This window comes from Gordonia aichiensis NBRC 108223 (genome assembly GCF_000332975.1).
Classification (GTDB): domain Bacteria; phylum Actinomycetota; class Actinomycetes; order Mycobacteriales; family Mycobacteriaceae; genus Gordonia; species Gordonia aichiensis.
This window is the reverse complement of sequence record NZ_BANR01000005.1, coordinates 378,022-392,728: the sequence shown is the minus strand read 5'-3', so window position 1 is coordinate 392,728 and position 14,707 is coordinate 378,022. Positions and strand designations below refer to the sequence as shown.

The following is a 14,707-nucleotide window of genomic DNA, read 5'->3' as shown; positions in this document are numbered from 1 at the left end:
CACAACTCCTCTCCACATACCCGACGCCTGTCGTGGGAACGTCGGCCTCAGCGGGCCATCCAGATTCTGTTGCGTACCACCTCACGCATCCGGTCGAGTTGGCCCTTCGAAAGGGTAACCGGTGGCTCGGCGTTCAGCAGATTCTGGACCTGGGTGAAGAAGTCCCGGTCGGACAGGCCGAACTGCGAGCTGATCTCGCGCGACGACCCACCACCGAGTGCATACCAGTTCTGCTCGAAGTCGAGCATCTGACGCTGCGTCGGATCCATGAAGCACTCACTCTATTGGGGTGACCTGTGTTGATCGTTCTGAATGGTGCGGATTGGCCCCGGTCCGTCGCCGTTATCCCTGATCTGGAAACAGGCCCACCGCCATCAACGTCCTTTGTACACTCGGCCACCCCGGATGCACACCCATTTCGCCACGCGACGCGAAACCTGTTGGAGAAGTGGGCAAAGATTCCTCGATGCGCCGCGACATCCAGGCGACTCCGCCGCTGATTCGGGTGCGATCACCCTATGCTGAGGGAATGGCTGAGCACCCGGAAGACCCGGCTCCCGTCTCGTCGTCGACACCCGAACCAGATAGGCGCACCGAAGTACCCGTCAGCACGACGTCCGCAGAGCCGCAGCCGACGTTCTCCGATCGTCTGGCCAGGGGTGCCCGCAAGTTCCTCTTCATCGCGATCGCTGTCGTGATCGCGGTGATCGTCTACTTCGTACTCGCGGCGTTCCTTCCCCGGTGGTGGGGAGAGCAGATCGGTCGCAACGTCGACGGTTCAATGGGACGCGGGATCGGCAGCGGCTTGTCGATCGGATTCGTGTGTACATTCATCCCGATTTCGTTACTTGTTCTCGCTGTGGCCTTCCGCGGGAAAATGAAGAACATCGTCTCGATTGTGTGCGTTGTGGCCGGTGTGGTGGTTGCCATTCCCAATCTGCTCACCCTGAGCATCCAGGTGGGCGACAACAATGCGGCACACGCGGGTAAGCAGATCCTCAATGTGCGAGCGCCGGGCTTTCGTGCGGCCAGTGCCTGGGGCGTCATCATCGCCGTGGTGGTGGCGATTCTGTTGACCATCTTCGTCGTCATGTATCGGCGACGAGGAAAGAAGCTCAACCAGGCCAATGGTGATGTCCCGAAGAAACGGCGCGCGAAAAAGTAGTCAGCCATCTGTCCGCGCACTGCGCTGATCCCGGCGGTTGGCGATAACACTGCTCAAGAGCGCAGCACTGATGAACACGACACCGATGAGGCCGGTCACGACGTCGTTGATGTGGAACTCGATGCTGAACAGCAGGATCACGGCCAATGCTCCGATCGCCCAGTGGGCGCCGTGCTCGAGATACCGATACGACGCCAGGGTTCCGGTGCGTACCAGGTAGATCGTGATCGAGCGGACGAACAGCGCGCCGATGAAGCCGAGGCCCAACGCGATGATGATCGGATCGGCGGTGATCGCGAAGGCGCCGATGACGCCGTCGAAAGAGAACGAGGCGTCGAGGACTTCGAGATAGAGGAATAGGAAGAATCCGGCCTTACCCGTAGCTTTCGCGCCGGCGGACGGGCCGCTCTCGTGTCGGTCGGGGTCGGATTGGAAGAGCGCACTCAGCCCGTCGACCATCAGATAGGTGACCATGCCGAGTATCCCGGCGATGAGAACGGTCGAGCGGATCGCGTCGGGTGCCAGGAACTCGGCAATGAGGACAAGCGTCACAGCTGCGACGACCACCGGTAGTGTGCTGAGCCGCCCGATCTTCGAGAGCGGACGTTCCACCCACGTCAGCCAGGTGAGGTCGCGATTGCTCAGTATGAAGTTCAGGAAGAGCATCAACAGAAACATTCCGCCGAACGCGGCGATCTGGGGATGGGCGTCGGTCAGGATCGTCTCATAGCTCGGGCTTCCGTCGGCGAAGGTTTCTGCGCCGTCGGGCGGCGGGTTCATCGCGAGACGGAATGCTTCGACGGGATCGAGACCTGCTGTGACCCACACGATTATCAGCGGGAACAGCAGGCGCATCCCGAAGACGGCGATGATCATGCCCACGGTGAGGAACATGCGCTGCCAGAAGGCGCTCATCCGTTCCAGCACGGTCGCGTTGATGACTGCGTTGTCGAAGGACAGGGAGATCTCGAGGACGCCGAGGATGGCGGCCAGCGCCACCGCTTCCCACCCGCCGTAGACGAAGGCGACCACCAGGGCGAGCACTGTGACGACCGTCGACAGTCCGAAGATGCGAACCATCAACGGAGCCGCTCGGCGTTCTTGGCCAAGGTCACGATTTCTGCCGCGAGCTCGGCGAGGGTGGTCGAGTCAGCGTCCTCGTCCACCGCTGTCGCGAGATCTTCCGCTGCGCAGCGCAATGCGAACAGGCGGTCGCCGAGGTCGCTCACTTCGGTCCGCGTGAGGATGACCGCGTCGGAGGGAATAGAAGTGCCCTCGGTCAGCGCTCTTTGTTCGTACGCGCGTTGACGGCACGATCGCTTGCAGTACTTGCGTCGACGCCCGTGCTCGGAGTCGACCATCGTCTGGCCGCACCAGGCACAGGCGTAGGGGCGGCGCCGCGATCGGGTGGTACCGCTCGTCGTGTGCTCCACGCACATGACCGTACCCAAGTCTCCGGCGGAGGTTTGTGCGGCAGTATGCCGGCGCGTGTCGCCGGTGGTGCGGGTGAGGTGCCCACGGCGCGTAGAATAGGACTGTTGAGCGTTCGACAAGCGCTCGAGAAACGAGAGGACACCGCCAAATGGCAGATCGAGTACTTCGGGGCAGTCGCCTCGGCGCGGTGAGCTACGAGACCGATCGTGACCACGATCTCGCTCCGCGACGCATCGTCCAGTACCGGACCGACAATGGAGAGATCTTCGACGTCCCGTTCGCCGACGACGCAGAAGTGCCGTCGAAGTGGCCGTGTAAGAACGGGATGGAAGGCACGATTCTCGAGGGTGCCGAGCCCGAGGAGAAGAAGGTCAAGCCCCCGCGCACACACTGGGACATGCTGCTCGAGCGTCGCAGCGAAGAGGAACTCGAGGTGCTGCTGAACGAGCGCCTCGACCTCCTCAAGCAGCGTCGCCGCGGCGTCACCAACTGATCCGGGCGCCCTGGATCGAATCAGCCGGGTGGAGTCGAAGGACTCCACCCGGCTGATTCGTGCTGTGGGTGAGGGTGCGACGGCGCACGCCGCGCGTCGACGGTCAGTCGCGCTTGCGGAGCCCGATCTTGTGCAGACGGTTTTCGATGCCCCAGCGCGCGACGCTGACGAACGCTTCGGTCATCACTCCCCCACTCATCTTCGATGAACCGACTTCTCGCTCGGTGAAGGTGATCGGGACCTCGCGGACGTCGTAACCGGCCTGGATCGTGCGCCAGGCGAGGTCGATCTGGAAGCAGTAGCCCGCGGATTCGACCGTGTCCAGGTCGATGGCCTCGAGCACTTCACGTCGGTATGCGCGATAGCCGGCCGTGATGTCGTGCACGCCGGCTCCCAGCGCGAGACGTGCATAGGTATTGGCGCCCCGGGAAAGGACTTCACGGTACTTCGGCCAATTCACCAGGGTGCCCCCGGGAACGTAGCGTGAGCCGATGGCGAGATCGGCGCCGTCGTTGACCGCGTCGAACAACCGATACAACTGCTCGGGTGCGTGGCTGCCGTCGGCGTCCATCTCGACGATGACCGAGTAATCGCGGTGTAGCCCCCAGGCAAAACCTGCGAGGTAGGCCTTACCCAGGCCGTCCTTCTCGACACGGTGCATCACGTGGATCCGACCCTGATCGTCGGCTTCGGCGATGTCGTCGGCGACGTCGCCGGTCCCATCGGGACTCGAATCATCGACGATCAGAACGTGGACGCCTGCCATGGCCGACTGGACGCGCGACACGATGCGGGGAAGATTGTCACGCTCGTTGTAGGTGGGGATGACGACCAGTGCCCGTGCGCCGTCAGATGCGACTACCCCGCCCTCGTCTCGGCTGGTCGCATCTTCGCTACCCGTTGTCACCACGCTCCTCCGACTCCCTTACATCGCCCTTCGCGGCCGGTATGTCACCGACGTCGGCCCCGCGAGGCCCGTGAGAGAACCTATAACGGCGCGTCAGTACGACCAAAAGCCCACCCACCGTCACGACGACGATGATCCACTGCGGCCATGCCCCGAGAACGGTCGCGACGGTCCTGGCCGAATGCAACGGTAAGCGATCGGCGAGCACCGCCGGGGTGAACACGCCCGACTCGTGCGCGATGGAACCATCCGGTTCGATGATCGCGCTGACCCCGCTGGTCGCCGCGACGACGACGGCCCTGCCGTGTTCGACCGCGCGGAACTGCGACATCGCGAGCTGTTGGTAGGTCATGTCCGTCTTGCCGAAGGTGGCGTTGTTCGTCGGCACGTACAAAATGCGCGCGCCGTCATCGACGGCAGCCTTCGCGGACCTGTCGAACGCGATCTCCCAGCACGTCGACACGCCCACGGTCACGTCACCCGAGCGACCCGGCACGGTGATCGCCGACGGTCCCGTACCGGGGCGGAAGTTGCCAGCCATGGACGCGTACGACGAGAACATGCTGAAGAACGGACGCCAGGGCAGGTACTCGCCGAATGGCTGGACGATGTGCTTGTCGTACCGGGCGACGGGACCGTGCGCGCCGTCCCACACCAGGACGGAGTTGGTGGGTCGGCCGTCGCTGTTCATCACAAGTGTCCCGACGAGAATCGGCGCGCCTACGGAGATCGACGCGTCGGTGATCTCCTGAGCTGCGTCGGAGTTGGTCAGCGGTGAGATGTCCGAGGCGTTCTCAGGCCATGCCACGAAGTCGGGTTGCTCGGCGCCTCCGCTGCGCACCGCGTCGGCAAGGTGCATGGTTTCGCGGACGTGATTGTCGAGGACAGCTCTGCGCTGCGCGTTGAAGTCGAGACCGAGGCGGGGCACGTTTCCCTGCACGGCGGCAACCTGTACCGACGCCGATGCGACGTTGCGGTCGAGCGTGTCCGGCGTGAGAGCTATTGCAGCGATGGGTCCGACAAGGGCCAGGACCACGGCGAGCGCAGCGGCCCGAGCCACCGATCCGGTACCGGTGACGGCCCGGGTGGCGAGCACGACGATGAGCCACGCAACCGCAGCGCCGAGCAACGCGACAGCGGCCGAGACGCCGGGTGCGCCGAGGATCGATGCGAGCGGAAGCAGTGGTCCATCGACCTGACTGAACGCCGCTCTGCCCCACGGGAAACCGCCGAACGGAAAGGATGATCGAAGCGTCTCTAGGTTCACCCATGACACCGCGAACCACAGCGGCGGGCACGGCAGCCGCATGGTCCAGACGGCGCACACGCCGAACAATGCGGAGTACAGCGCCAGCGCGATCGACAACGCGATCCATGGCAGGGGTCCCACATACACGCCGATCCACGGCAACAGGGGAATGTAGAACGCGAGTCCGAACACGAAGCCCACGACAGCGCCGACACGACCTCTGATCGGTCCCGCGAGTGCGAGGAACAGCACGCCCATGGCGATGACGGCCATGAACCACCAGTTGCGGGGCGGGAACGCCGACCACATCGCCAGTCCCGCCACCAGGGCGAGCGCACAACGGACGAACAGTGCCGCCCAGCGTCCGCTGACCAATGTCGACCAGCGGCGACTCGCGTGCCCAGCGGAGTCGCCCGCTGCGCGGGACGGGCGTGGTGGCTCTGCCGGATCGTCGAGAATAGTCGCGTCGTCGCCTATCGAGTCCCTCACCGTCACTGGTCCTCGGCGCGGTAGACCTCGCGACCGCGGTGCACCGTGCGAACACAGCGCGGCAGCGGCCTGCCGGGCGAGACATCGGGCAACGCCGGTACACGCGATCGGGGGTCGAGTGACCAGCGTTGAACACTCTCATGCGATCCGGCAACGACGAGATCGTCGACCTCCCAGACCGCATAGCTGGCCGGTGCCCCGACCCCCAGAGTGCCGGTCAACCCGTCATTGATCCCTCCCGCGCGCCAGCCGCCCCTCGTCGAGGCGGCGAAAGCCCCCCGCGCCGAGATCGCATTGCGCGGGTGATGATGATGGATTGCTGCGCGTATCGTCGCCCACGGATCGATCGGTGTCACCGGAGAATCCGACGAGAACGCGAGCGCCACGCCAGCTCTCGCGAGCATTGCGAAATCGTTGAGGCTTCCTGCACGTTCTACTCCGAGCCGCTGAACATACAGTTCGCCCGGCGCTCCCCACTCGACGTCGAACTGCGGCTGCATGCTGGCGACCACCCCGCAGGCGGCGAGGGTTTCGGCCTGAGCGGCGTCGACCATTTCCGCGTGTTCGACGCGGTGTGCCCGAGACGCGAGTACAGGCGTGCCGACCTCGGCCGCGAGCGCGTCGAGTGCGGCGACGACGGTCGCGCTCGCTGCATCGCCGATCACGTGGAAGCCGGCCTGCAACCCGGCTTCGGTGCAGGCACGCAGGTGGTTGAGGACGATCTCCTGAGGGAGGTACTCGATACCGGTGATGTCCGGGGCGTCATGGTAGGGCTCGCGGAGCCACGCCGTTCGTGAGCCGATCGCACCGTCGACGAAGAGATCACCCCCGAGGGCATCGGCATGCGCGATCGCCACGAGCTCGCGGGCGTGGTCGGCGTTCTCGGCAGCCTGCCCCCAGTAGCGCCGGATCTCGACCTGGTGGTCGAGATCGGCGATCGCGAGGAAGTCGTCGAGGCCACTGATGTCGGGTCCGCCGTTTTCGTGGACGGCGACGACCCCCATCGCGGCGGCAGCATCGAGTGCGCGCACTTGTGCTCGTGTTCGCGATGCTGGACTCAACAGCGACCGCGCAGCGCCGCGCACGAGGTGATGTGCCTCGGCGACGAGCGGATCGTCGGGGTGATAGCCGTGAGCGTCCTCCAAGCCGATGACCAGGCGTCGCAGTGCGGTCGATGCTATCGCCGAGTGCTCGTCCACGCGGGCGAGATAGACAGGGCGGTTGCCCACGACCTCGTCCAGCTCGGCAGTCGTCGGGAACCGTCCGTCGGCGGCCTCTGCGCCCGACCACGTGGAGCTGTCCCAGCCGCGCCCCCATACGAGGTCGCCCTCCTCGATGGTCGACACCGCGTCGGCGATCATGCGGAGACAATCGGTGCGCGAGACAGCGTCGTTGAGGGTGAGTCCGGTGAGCGCTAGTCCGGTCGACGTCAGGTGCATGTGTGCGTCGACGAATGCGGGTGCGACGAATAGACCGTGCAGGTCAGTGATCTCAGCGTCGGGGTGCAGTGCACGCCCGACGTCGTCGGTCCCCACCCATGTCACCACGCCATCGGTGACGGCAAGTGCGGTCGCGTCGGGAGCTGCGGACGAGTAGACGGTCCCGCCGAGGAGCAGTTCGGTTGTCACGACTGTTCAGTGTGCCCCTGTGGGCATCACGATGTGTCAGTGCCCCCGCGGGAGTTGCGGATGCTCAGCCGACCAGCTGTTCGACGACGTCGAGCCCGACGAATACGCAGGATCGTCGACGACGGTGCCGTCGATGACCGTGCCCCGCCTGACGCCGGCAGCGCCGTAGCCGCCCGCGCGGTCCATCGCCGACATCACCGTGCGAGCGCCGAGGGCGGCGAGCACCGGACGCAGAATGCGTCGCGTGGGTGGCAGGAGGGCTACCGTGCCGACGACCGTCGACACCAGGCCGGGAAGGATCAGCAGGATCGACGAGGCTCCGACGACCGCGGTGTCGGCCAGTGGCGCTCTCGCGTCCACCTCCTGGCGTGAGGCGCGACGCAGCTCACCGAGCACCTTTCGCCCCTGCCAGCGGAGGATCACGAAGCCGACGAAGGAAGCCAGCAGGGTGATCAGGACCGCCCAGGCGAAGCCCAGGGTCATGACCATTGCCACGAACACGGCGATCTCGATCACCAGGTAGACGAGGAAGTACGGGAAGCGCATTGGTGTGCCTTTCTGGTCCGGCGCCGACGCAGTCATGATGACGACACCATCGACGAAGTCGTCGCGACCACATCGCCCGGAGGTGAGCCATTCCTCTACGACAACGAACGAACGTCCGATTTTGCTCCCGGATTCCCGCATTGCGGTCGACCCGACGTCAGCCGGTCCCGTGCTGGACGATCATGAGGTGCTGCTCGGTGACTACCCGCTCGGATCAGCCCGGCGTTGACTCGACGCTGTGTGCATGGCGTCGAGGAAGCGTCGGATGGTGTCGAGCTCATCGGCGTCGAAGGTGTCGAGCGCGACGAGAGCATCGTCGATGATCGCCCCGAAGAACTCGTTGCCGGTGTTTCGGGCACGTTCGGTCACGGTGAGCAACACTCGGCGCCGATCTCTCCGGTCATTGGTGCGCTCGACCAGTCCCGCCCGTTCGAGTCGGTCGATCACCGAGGTGATTGTCGCTGAATTCATTCCACCGAGTGCGTGTCCGAGCCACGCGGGCGTCGCGGGAACCGCGTCGCGTTCTGCATCGAGCAGCGCTATCAGTGCGCGGAGGTCGGTGGGATGCAGGGCTGCAGACCTCGCGAAATGGGCGCCGCGAGTATCCAACTCGGTCACCAACGCCCGCAACTGACGGATCAGGAGATAACGGGGACTGTTCTCATCTATCCGGTCGCGCGACGTCACGGTCGTCTCTCGCTGTGATCTCGCCTCCCGATACGGCACCACCCACGTGGTGGCCTCAGGCCCCGACGAGGCGCAGCCGGTCGTCCTGCTATCGGCTTCCGGGTTTCGAACAGGCGGACTCATCCTCGTGGAACCCAACTCGGTGTTCGCAGGCATGCGTGCGGGGTATCTGGCCCGGTCACGAATCGCGCCGTGATCCTTGCAGAGGCCAGCCGTGTCCATGACGCCCCACGTGTTGCCGACAACGTCCGCACGACGTGGCCGGGCACAAGAGTCGAGGTGGTCACTGAGGCGACACATCACAGCCTTCCGATGTATCCGCCAGTGTTCGTCGACGCGCTGATGAACACGCTCGAGGTCATCGCGCACTAGCCGCAGGCGCGGGTGGCTACTCCGCTCTGCCCTCGATCTCACCCTCTGCCTCCAGGTACACCGACCGAAGCGCTGCGAGCATCTCGGCCGGCGGTGCCTCCCACATGTCGCGGTCGACAGCCTCCAGTAGGCGCTCGGCAATGCCGTGCAGCGCCCACGGGTTCGACTGATTCATGAACTCCTGGTTGCGCTCGTCGAGCACGTAGGACTCGGTGAGTTTCTCGTACATCCAGTCGGCGACGACATCGGTCGTGGCGTCGTACCCGAAGAGATAGTCGACGGTGGCGGCCATCTCGAAAGCGCCCTTGTATCCATGCCGCTGCATGGCAGCGATCCACCTCGGATTGACCACACGTGCGCGGAAGACCCTACTTGTCTCCTCTGAGAGCGTGCGTGTGCGGACGGCGTCGGGTCGCGTCGAGTCGCCGATATATGCCTCCGGCGAGCGACCGGTCAGTGCACGCACCGTTGCCACCATGCCCCCGTGGTACTGGAAGTAGTCGTCGGAGTCGGCGATGTCGTGCTCGCGGGTGTCGGTGTTCTTCGCTGCCACCTTGATTTTGCGGTACGCCGAGCGCATGTCGTCGACGGCTGCGACGCCGTCGAGTTCACGTCCGTACGCGTAGCCGCCCCACTCGGTGTAGACCCGTGCGAGGTCCTCGTCGCTGCGCCAGTCGCGAGAATCGATCAGTTGCAGAAGTCCCGCGCCGTAGGTCCCCGGCTTCGAGCCGAAGATCCGCGTTGTGGCGCGGCGTTGATCACCGTGTTCGGCGAGCGCCGCGCGCGCGTGCGCCGCAACGAAGTTCCGGTCGTCAGGCTCGTCCGCCGACGCCGCGAGTGCGACGGCGTCGTCGAGCATCGTCACGACGTGCGGGAACGCATCGCGGAAGAATCCGGAGATACGAACGGTGACGTCGATGCGTGGACGCCCGAGCTCATCGAGCTCGATCAGCTCGAGATCACGGACCCGACGCGATGCCTCGTCCCAGACGGGCATCACACCGAGCAGGGCGAGGATCTCTGCGACGTCGTCACCGGACGTGCGCATCGCACTGGTTCCCCACGCCGAGAGCCCGACGGACGCCGGGTATTCGCCGTGATCGGTCAGATAGCGGGCCAACAGGCTGTCGGCCATCGCACGTCCCGTCTCCCATGCGAGCCGGGACGGAACCGCTTTCGGATCGACCGAATAGAAGTTGCGGCCAGTCGGCAACACATTGATCAGCCCGCGCAGCGGTGATCCGCTCGGCCCTGCGGGGATGAACCCGCCGTCGAGTGCGTGCAGGATGCGCCCGATCTCCCCGGACGTCTGTCTCAATCGCGGAACCACTTCCGTTGCCGCGAAGCGCAATACGTCCCCGACCGCGGTCGGGAGACCCACTGCCGCGTCCTCTACGGCCGACGTCGACCACTCCCCTTTAGCGCACGCCGCCACCAGATCCCGTGCACTCGCTTCGACGGCGTCGACGTCGGTGCGGGCGGCGTCGCCCTCGACCAATCCGAGAGCCTCCCGCAGCCCGGGCAAAGCCTCTCTGCCGCCCCACAACTGGCGTGCCCGCAACATGGCGAGCACGAGATCGACCTCGGCGTCGTCGACCGGCGGTTCGCCGAGAACGTGCAGGCCGTCACGGATCTGCACGTCCTTGATCTCGCACAGCCAGCCGTCGACGTGGAGCAACATGTCGTCGAAGACCTCTTCGTCCGGCCGCTCGGTCAGGCCCAGATCGTGGTCCATCTTCGCGGCTGTCAGCAGAGTCCAGATCTGTTGGCGGATCGCGGGTAGTTTCGCGGGGTCGAGGGTCGAGATGTTGGCGTGCTCGTCGAGGAGTTGCTCGAGCCGTGCGATGTCGCCGTAGGACTCGGCCCGAGCCATCGGCGGGATGAGGTGGTCGACGAGGACCGCGTGGGCCCGACGCTTGGCCTGGGTGCCTTCTCCTGGGTCGTTGACCAGGAACGGGTAGATCAGCGGGACGTCGCCCAGTGCGGCGTCGGTGCCGCACTGCGCAGACATGCCGAGGGTCTTGCCAGGTAGCCACTCGAGGTTGCCGTGCTTGCCGATGTGCACGACCGCGTCGGCACCGAACCCGGGGATGTCGTGCGCGGCACCGGGTTTGCCCGCAACCCAGCGATACGACGCCAGATAGTGGTGCGACGGCGGGAGGTCGGGGTCGTGATAGATCGCGACGGGGTTCTCTCCGAAGCCGCGAGGCGGTTGCACCATGATCGCGATGTTGCCGAACGTCAGTGCGGCAACGACGATCTCGCCGTCCTGGTGTACCGACCGATCGACGAACAGATCGCCGGGAGCAGGTCCCCAGTGTTCTTCGACCGCAGTGCGCAACTCGTCGGGCAACGTGGCGAACCATTGCGCGTAGTCGGCTGCTGACACGCGGGTCGGATTGGCAGCCAGAGACTCCTCGGTCAGCCAATCGGCGTCTTGGCCGCCGCGGTCGATGATCGCATGGATGAGCGCATCCGAATCGTCGTCGGCCAACCCTGGAATGGCGTCGGGACCCGATTCGGGTCCGATGTCGTAACCTGCGGCTCGCAGGGCGTGCAACAGGCGCACCAGACTCCGAGGGGTGTCGAGACCCACGGCATTGCCGATACGCGCGTGTTTCGTCGGATATGCCGACAGCATCAGCGCTACCCGCCGGTCCGCAGGTGGAACATGTCGTAACCGTGCGTGTGCCAGAGCGATTCCGGCCACCCGCGCGCACCGTTCGGCGTCGGGCTGATACCAGGGCAGCCCGTTCTCGTCGAATTCCTTGAACGAGAACGGCACCGTGATGATCCTGCCGTCGAACTCCGGAACAGCGACCTGCGTCGCCACGTCGAGCGGCGACAGCCCGTCGTCGTTGGCCTCCCAGTCGGCACGGGGCCCGGTGAGGCACAGGCCTTGCAGGATGGGGATGTCGAGAGCGGCGAGACGCTCGATGTTCCAGGCCTCGTCGTCTCCGCCTGCCGACGCCGTGGCGGGCGTGGCACCGCCGGCAGCGAGGACGGTGACGACGAGTGCGTCGGCGGTGGCGAGCAGTTCGACGAGGTCGTCCGGTGCGGTGCGCAATGACGCGCAGAAAATCGGGAGTGCCCGCCCACCTCTGGCCTCGATGGCGGCACACAGGGCGTCGATGTATCGGGTATTGCCGGCCAGGTGCTGGGCGCGGTAGTAGAGCACCCCGATCACCGGTGCGGTTTCTGCGACCGCGTAGGACGGGGCGCGTTCGAGGATTCCCCACCCCGGGGTCTGTGCCGGTGGCTCGAATCCGAAGCCGGTGAGCAGCACCGTGTCGGACAGGAAGTTGTGGAGGTTGACAAGATTGGGCACCCCGCCGAATGCGAGGTAGTTGTGGGCGTCGGCGGCCACACCGGCGGGCACCGTCGACAAGGCCATCAGGTCGGGATCGGGCTGTTGCTCGCCGGAGAGCACGACCACCGGCTTCCCGACCGCCAGGACAGCGTCGAGTCCTTCTTCCCAGGCACGACGTCCGCCGAGGATTCGGACGACGGTGAGGTCGGCGTCGGCCACCATGCCGGGCACGTCGTCGAGCAGGATTCGTGACGGATTGGCGACGCGGTACTCCGCCTCGCAGGCGTCGGCGGTGATGAGGTCGGTGTCCGATGTGGACAGCAGCAGGATCATCGCAACTCCTCGGACTCCGACTCGCGCGGAGACAGATGGGACATGGACCGAGGTCGCAGGTCTGGCTTCGCAGGAGCGGACCGCTCGCGCGTCACAGTGGCGCGACCGCGCCGGATTCGCACCGGCTTCCGCACACCTCGTGAGCTCAGCCTAGTGCAGCCTGGCGCGACGAGATCGTGTGCGTCCTGCGCGTGGCGTCGGCGCCTACGCTGGAAGGCATGCGTGACCCAGAAGTGTCGTCGAATCCGGGGGGCCCTTCGGACCCGGAGGTCGGGCGCACCACATCGGATCGATGTCCGGGAGTCTTTGCCCCGCACCCCGCGGCCGACGGAGCACTGGCGCGCATCCGCCTACTCGGCGGATCGGTCACTGCCGAACAACTCTCGGTGCTGGCGCGGGTGGCGTCCGAATACGGCGACGGCTTCATCGATCTCACGGCACGCGCAAACGTACAGATACGCGCTATCCGTGACGTCGATGCCGTGGCCGACGCGCTCGTCGACGCCGGACTCGTGCCGAGCAGTACGCATGAGAAGGTGCGCAACATCGAGGTCAGCCCGTTCAGTGGCCGGGTCGGTGGCCTGACCGACGTCCGGCCTGTGGCGCGTGCGCTCGATCAGGCGCTGCGCGCCGACGAGGCGTTGGCAGCACTGTCCGGACGCTTCCTCTTCGGCCTCGACGACGGGCATGCCGACATCGTGTCCAGCGGCACCGACGTGTGCGGATGGGCACGCGTGGCACGCAACGGTTCGGTCGGGTTCGATATCGTCATCGGCGGCGAGAACGCGGGATCTGTTGCGCGAGAATCCGATGTCGCACAGGCGTTGTTGGCGGTCGCGCGCGATGTGCTCGACGTGGCGCCTGACGCGTGGCGTATCAGCGATCTCACGTCGAGCGATCGTGCCGAACTCTTCGACCGGGCGAGGGGTCGGCTCGATGATCCACTCCGACCCGGTCCGCTCGATGCAGCGGCCGACGACCCGCGGGTGGGCTGGTTCGAGCAGAACGATGGCCGTGTGCTGCTGGGATCGGTGGTCGAACTAGGGCGTCTGCCCGCACGTCTGGCCGAGTTCCTGGCCGCCGTCGAGGCTCCGGTGCTGTTCACCCCGGACCGCGAGATCCTCATCTGCGACCTCGGTGAGGGTGTCGCGGAGACCGTGGTCCGCGTCCTCGCGCCGATGGGACTGATCTTCGATGCCGCATCTGCGTGGGCGCGAGTCACCAGTTGCGCGGGCGCGCCGGGATGCTCGCGTGGTCTCGCACCGGTGCGCGAGGATGTGGCACGCAGGGTGGCGTCGGGTGCACCCGTCACCGAGCGCGAGCACTGGGTCGGCTGTGCGCGGGGCTGCGGATCCCCGCGCCGACCCCACCTGCGGGTCGAGGCCACCGACGTGGGCTATCAGGCGACGTCGAGCTGACACGCGGTCGCTGCGAGCATCACCGACGTCCGCCGATAGTGTTGACCCATCATGGCCGATTACCTACGCGACGCCGCCGAGATCTATCGGCGGTCTTTTGCCACCATCCGCGCCGAAGCCGACCTGTCGGGGTATCCGCCGGACATCGCAGGGGTCGTCGTCCGCATGATCCATGCGTGCGGAGAGACGGACCTGACGAACGATGTGGTTGCCACGCCCGGTGTCGTGTCGGCGGCACGGTCGGCGCTGGAATCGGGCGCACCGATTCTGTGCGATGCGACGATGGTCGCCAGTGGAGTGACCCGTAAGCGGTTACCCGTCGACAACGAGGTGTTGTGCTACCTCGCGGAGCCCGGGCTGCCCGAACTGGCTGCTCGGTTGTCGACCACCCGGACCGCAGCGGCGGTCGAATACTGGCGTGAGCGCCTCGACGGTGCCGTCGTGGCGATCGGGAACGCACCGACCGCCCTCTTCGCACTACTCGACATGATCGATGCGGGAGCACCGAAACCCGCGGCCGTCGTCGGAGCGCCAGTCGGTTTCATCGGTGCGGCGGAATCCTGCGCGGCTCTTGCCGGCCGCGACGACCTGGAGTACATCACCGTCGCCGGTCGACGCGGCGGGTCGGCGATCGTCGCTGCGGCGGTCAACGCACTCGCGACTGCACAGGAATGAT

The 14,707-nt window shown here is 65.9% G+C and carries 14 protein-coding genes and 1 riboswitch; of the genes, 5 read left to right on the top strand and 9 right to left on the bottom strand.

The window, feature by feature from the left end; all coding sequences use genetic code 11:
* Positions 1–47 precede the first annotated feature (47 nt).
* On the bottom strand, positions 48–269 hold the full coding sequence (locus tag GOACH_RS08970) for a DUF3263 domain-containing protein (protein WP_005173708.1): 222 nt from the start codon (positions 267–269) through the stop codon (positions 48–50).
* 260 nt (positions 270–529) lie between these two features.
* Here GOACH_RS08970 and GOACH_RS24245 point away from each other — a divergent pair, with 260 nt between their 5' ends.
* Complete coding sequence (locus GOACH_RS24245) at positions 530–1,165, top strand: hypothetical protein (protein ID WP_040518158.1); 636 nt, start codon at positions 530–532, stop codon at positions 1,163–1,165.
* Here the strand turns inward: GOACH_RS24245 and GOACH_RS08960 are convergent, their stop codons facing one another.
* Both GOACH_RS08960 and GOACH_RS08955 read right to left on the bottom strand, forming a co-directional pair.
* The gene (locus tag GOACH_RS08960; RefSeq protein ID WP_040518061.1) at positions 1,166–2,248 is read right to left on the bottom strand and encodes a DUF475 domain-containing protein; all 1,083 of its coding nucleotides are present in this window, start codon (positions 2,246–2,248) and stop codon (positions 1,166–1,168) included.
* Complete coding sequence (locus tag GOACH_RS08955; RefSeq protein WP_005173701.1) at positions 2,245–2,604, bottom strand: hypothetical protein; 360 nt, start codon at positions 2,602–2,604, stop codon at positions 2,245–2,247. Before GOACH_RS08955 ends, GOACH_RS08960 begins: the two co-directional genes overlap by 4 nt.
* A gap of 143 nt (positions 2,605–2,747) precedes the next feature.
* Between GOACH_RS08955 and GOACH_RS08950 the strand changes: the two genes are divergently transcribed.
* A complete protein-coding gene (locus GOACH_RS08950; RefSeq protein ID WP_005173696.1) occupies positions 2,748–3,092 on the top strand; it encodes an RNA polymerase-binding protein RbpA in 345 nt (114 codons plus the stop codon).
* A 103-nt stretch (positions 3,093–3,195) separates the two neighbouring features.
* On the opposite strand, the gene GOACH_RS08945 is transcribed toward GOACH_RS08950, so the two are convergent.
* The 5 genes from GOACH_RS08945 to GOACH_RS08925 all read right to left on the bottom strand — a co-directional run bounded on the left by GOACH_RS08945 (position 3,196) and on the right by GOACH_RS08925 (position 8,598).
* Entirely contained in the window at positions 3,196–4,002 is an 807-nt protein-coding gene (locus GOACH_RS08945; RefSeq protein WP_005173694.1) for a polyprenol monophosphomannose synthase, read from the bottom strand.
* Positions 3,986–5,557 carry an apolipoprotein N-acyltransferase gene (gene lnt, locus GOACH_RS08940; protein ID WP_052003959.1) on the bottom strand — a complete coding sequence of 524 codons (1,572 nt, stop codon included), beginning with the start codon at positions 5,555–5,557 and terminating at the stop codon, positions 3,986–3,988. The genes GOACH_RS08945 and lnt overlap by 17 nt, the downstream gene beginning before the upstream one ends.
* Before the next feature lie 182 nt (positions 5,558–5,739).
* On the bottom strand, positions 5,740–7,365 hold the full coding sequence (locus GOACH_RS08935; protein ID WP_005173688.1) for an amidohydrolase: 1,626 nt from the start codon (positions 7,363–7,365) through the stop codon (positions 5,740–5,742).
* Positions 7,366–7,401: 36 nt separating this feature from the next.
* The gene (locus tag GOACH_RS08930) at positions 7,402–7,911 is read right to left on the bottom strand and encodes an FxsA family protein (RefSeq protein ID WP_005173685.1); all 510 of its coding nucleotides are present in this window, start codon (positions 7,909–7,911) and stop codon (positions 7,402–7,404) included.
* A gap of 201 nt (positions 7,912–8,112) precedes the next feature.
* Positions 8,113–8,598, bottom strand: a complete 486-nt coding sequence (locus tag GOACH_RS08925; protein WP_005173683.1) for a MarR family winged helix-turn-helix transcriptional regulator — start codon at positions 8,596–8,598, stop codon at positions 8,113–8,115.
* Positions 8,599–8,790: 192 nt separating this feature from the next.
* On the opposite strand from GOACH_RS08925, the gene GOACH_RS08920 reads away from it, so the two are divergent.
* Positions 8,791–8,970, top strand: coding sequence for a hypothetical protein (locus tag GOACH_RS08920; RefSeq protein ID WP_005173680.1), 180 nt, complete (start codon positions 8,791–8,793; stop codon positions 8,968–8,970).
* A 16-nt stretch (positions 8,971–8,986) separates the two neighbouring features.
* On the opposite strand, the gene cobN is transcribed toward GOACH_RS08920, so the two are convergent.
* Complete coding sequence (cobN, locus tag GOACH_RS08915; protein WP_005173676.1) at positions 8,987–12,613, bottom strand: cobaltochelatase subunit CobN; 3,627 nt, start codon at positions 12,611–12,613, stop codon at positions 8,987–8,989.
* A 12-nt stretch (positions 12,614–12,625) separates the two neighbouring features.
* Positions 12,626–12,743: riboswitch (cobalamin riboswitch) on the bottom strand.
* 88 nt (positions 12,744–12,831) lie between these two features.
* Here cobN and cobG point away from each other — a divergent pair.
* Together cobG and GOACH_RS08905 are read left to right on the top strand one after the other, a co-directional pair.
* Positions 12,832–14,031 (top strand): precorrin-3B synthase, encoded by a 1,200-nt coding sequence (cobG, locus tag GOACH_RS08910; protein ID WP_052003948.1) that lies wholly within the window; start codon positions 12,832–12,834, stop codon positions 14,029–14,031.
* A 51-nt stretch (positions 14,032–14,082) separates the two neighbouring features.
* Entirely contained in the window at positions 14,083–14,706 is a 624-nt protein-coding gene (locus tag GOACH_RS08905; RefSeq protein ID WP_005173671.1) for a precorrin-8X methylmutase, read from the top strand.
* Position 14,707: the final 1 nt, after the last annotated feature.

What these genes read in the sequence shown, in the direction of transcription:
- GOACH_RS24245 (WP_040518158.1), top strand. Translation starts at nt 530, where the DNA reads ATGGCTGAGCACCCGGAAGACCCGGCTCCCGTCTCGTCGTCGACACCC.
- GOACH_RS08955 (WP_005173701.1), bottom strand. Translation starts at nt 2,604, where the DNA reads ATGTGCGTGGAGCACACGACGAGCGGTACCACCCGATCGCGGCGCCGC.
- cobN (WP_005173676.1), bottom strand. Translation starts at nt 12,613, where the DNA reads ATGATCCTGCTGCTGTCCACATCGGACACCGACCTCATCACCGCCGAC.
- GOACH_RS08930 (WP_005173685.1), bottom strand. Translation starts at nt 7,911, where the DNA reads ATGCGCTTCCCGTACTTCCTCGTCTACCTGGTGATCGAGATCGCCGTG.
- lnt (WP_052003959.1), bottom strand. Translation starts at nt 5,557, where the DNA reads ATGTGGTCGGCGTTCCCGCCCCGCAACTGGTGGTTCATGGCCGTCATC.
- GOACH_RS08950 (WP_005173696.1), top strand. Translation starts at nt 2,748, where the DNA reads ATGGCAGATCGAGTACTTCGGGGCAGTCGCCTCGGCGCGGTGAGCTAC.
- GOACH_RS08905 (WP_005173671.1), top strand. Translation starts at nt 14,083, where the DNA reads ATGGCCGATTACCTACGCGACGCCGCCGAGATCTATCGGCGGTCTTTT.
- cobG (WP_052003948.1), top strand. Translation starts at nt 12,832, where the DNA reads ATGCGTGACCCAGAAGTGTCGTCGAATCCGGGGGGCCCTTCGGACCCG.
- GOACH_RS08970 (WP_005173708.1), bottom strand. Translation starts at nt 269, where the DNA reads ATGGATCCGACGCAGCGTCAGATGCTCGACTTCGAGCAGAACTGGTAT.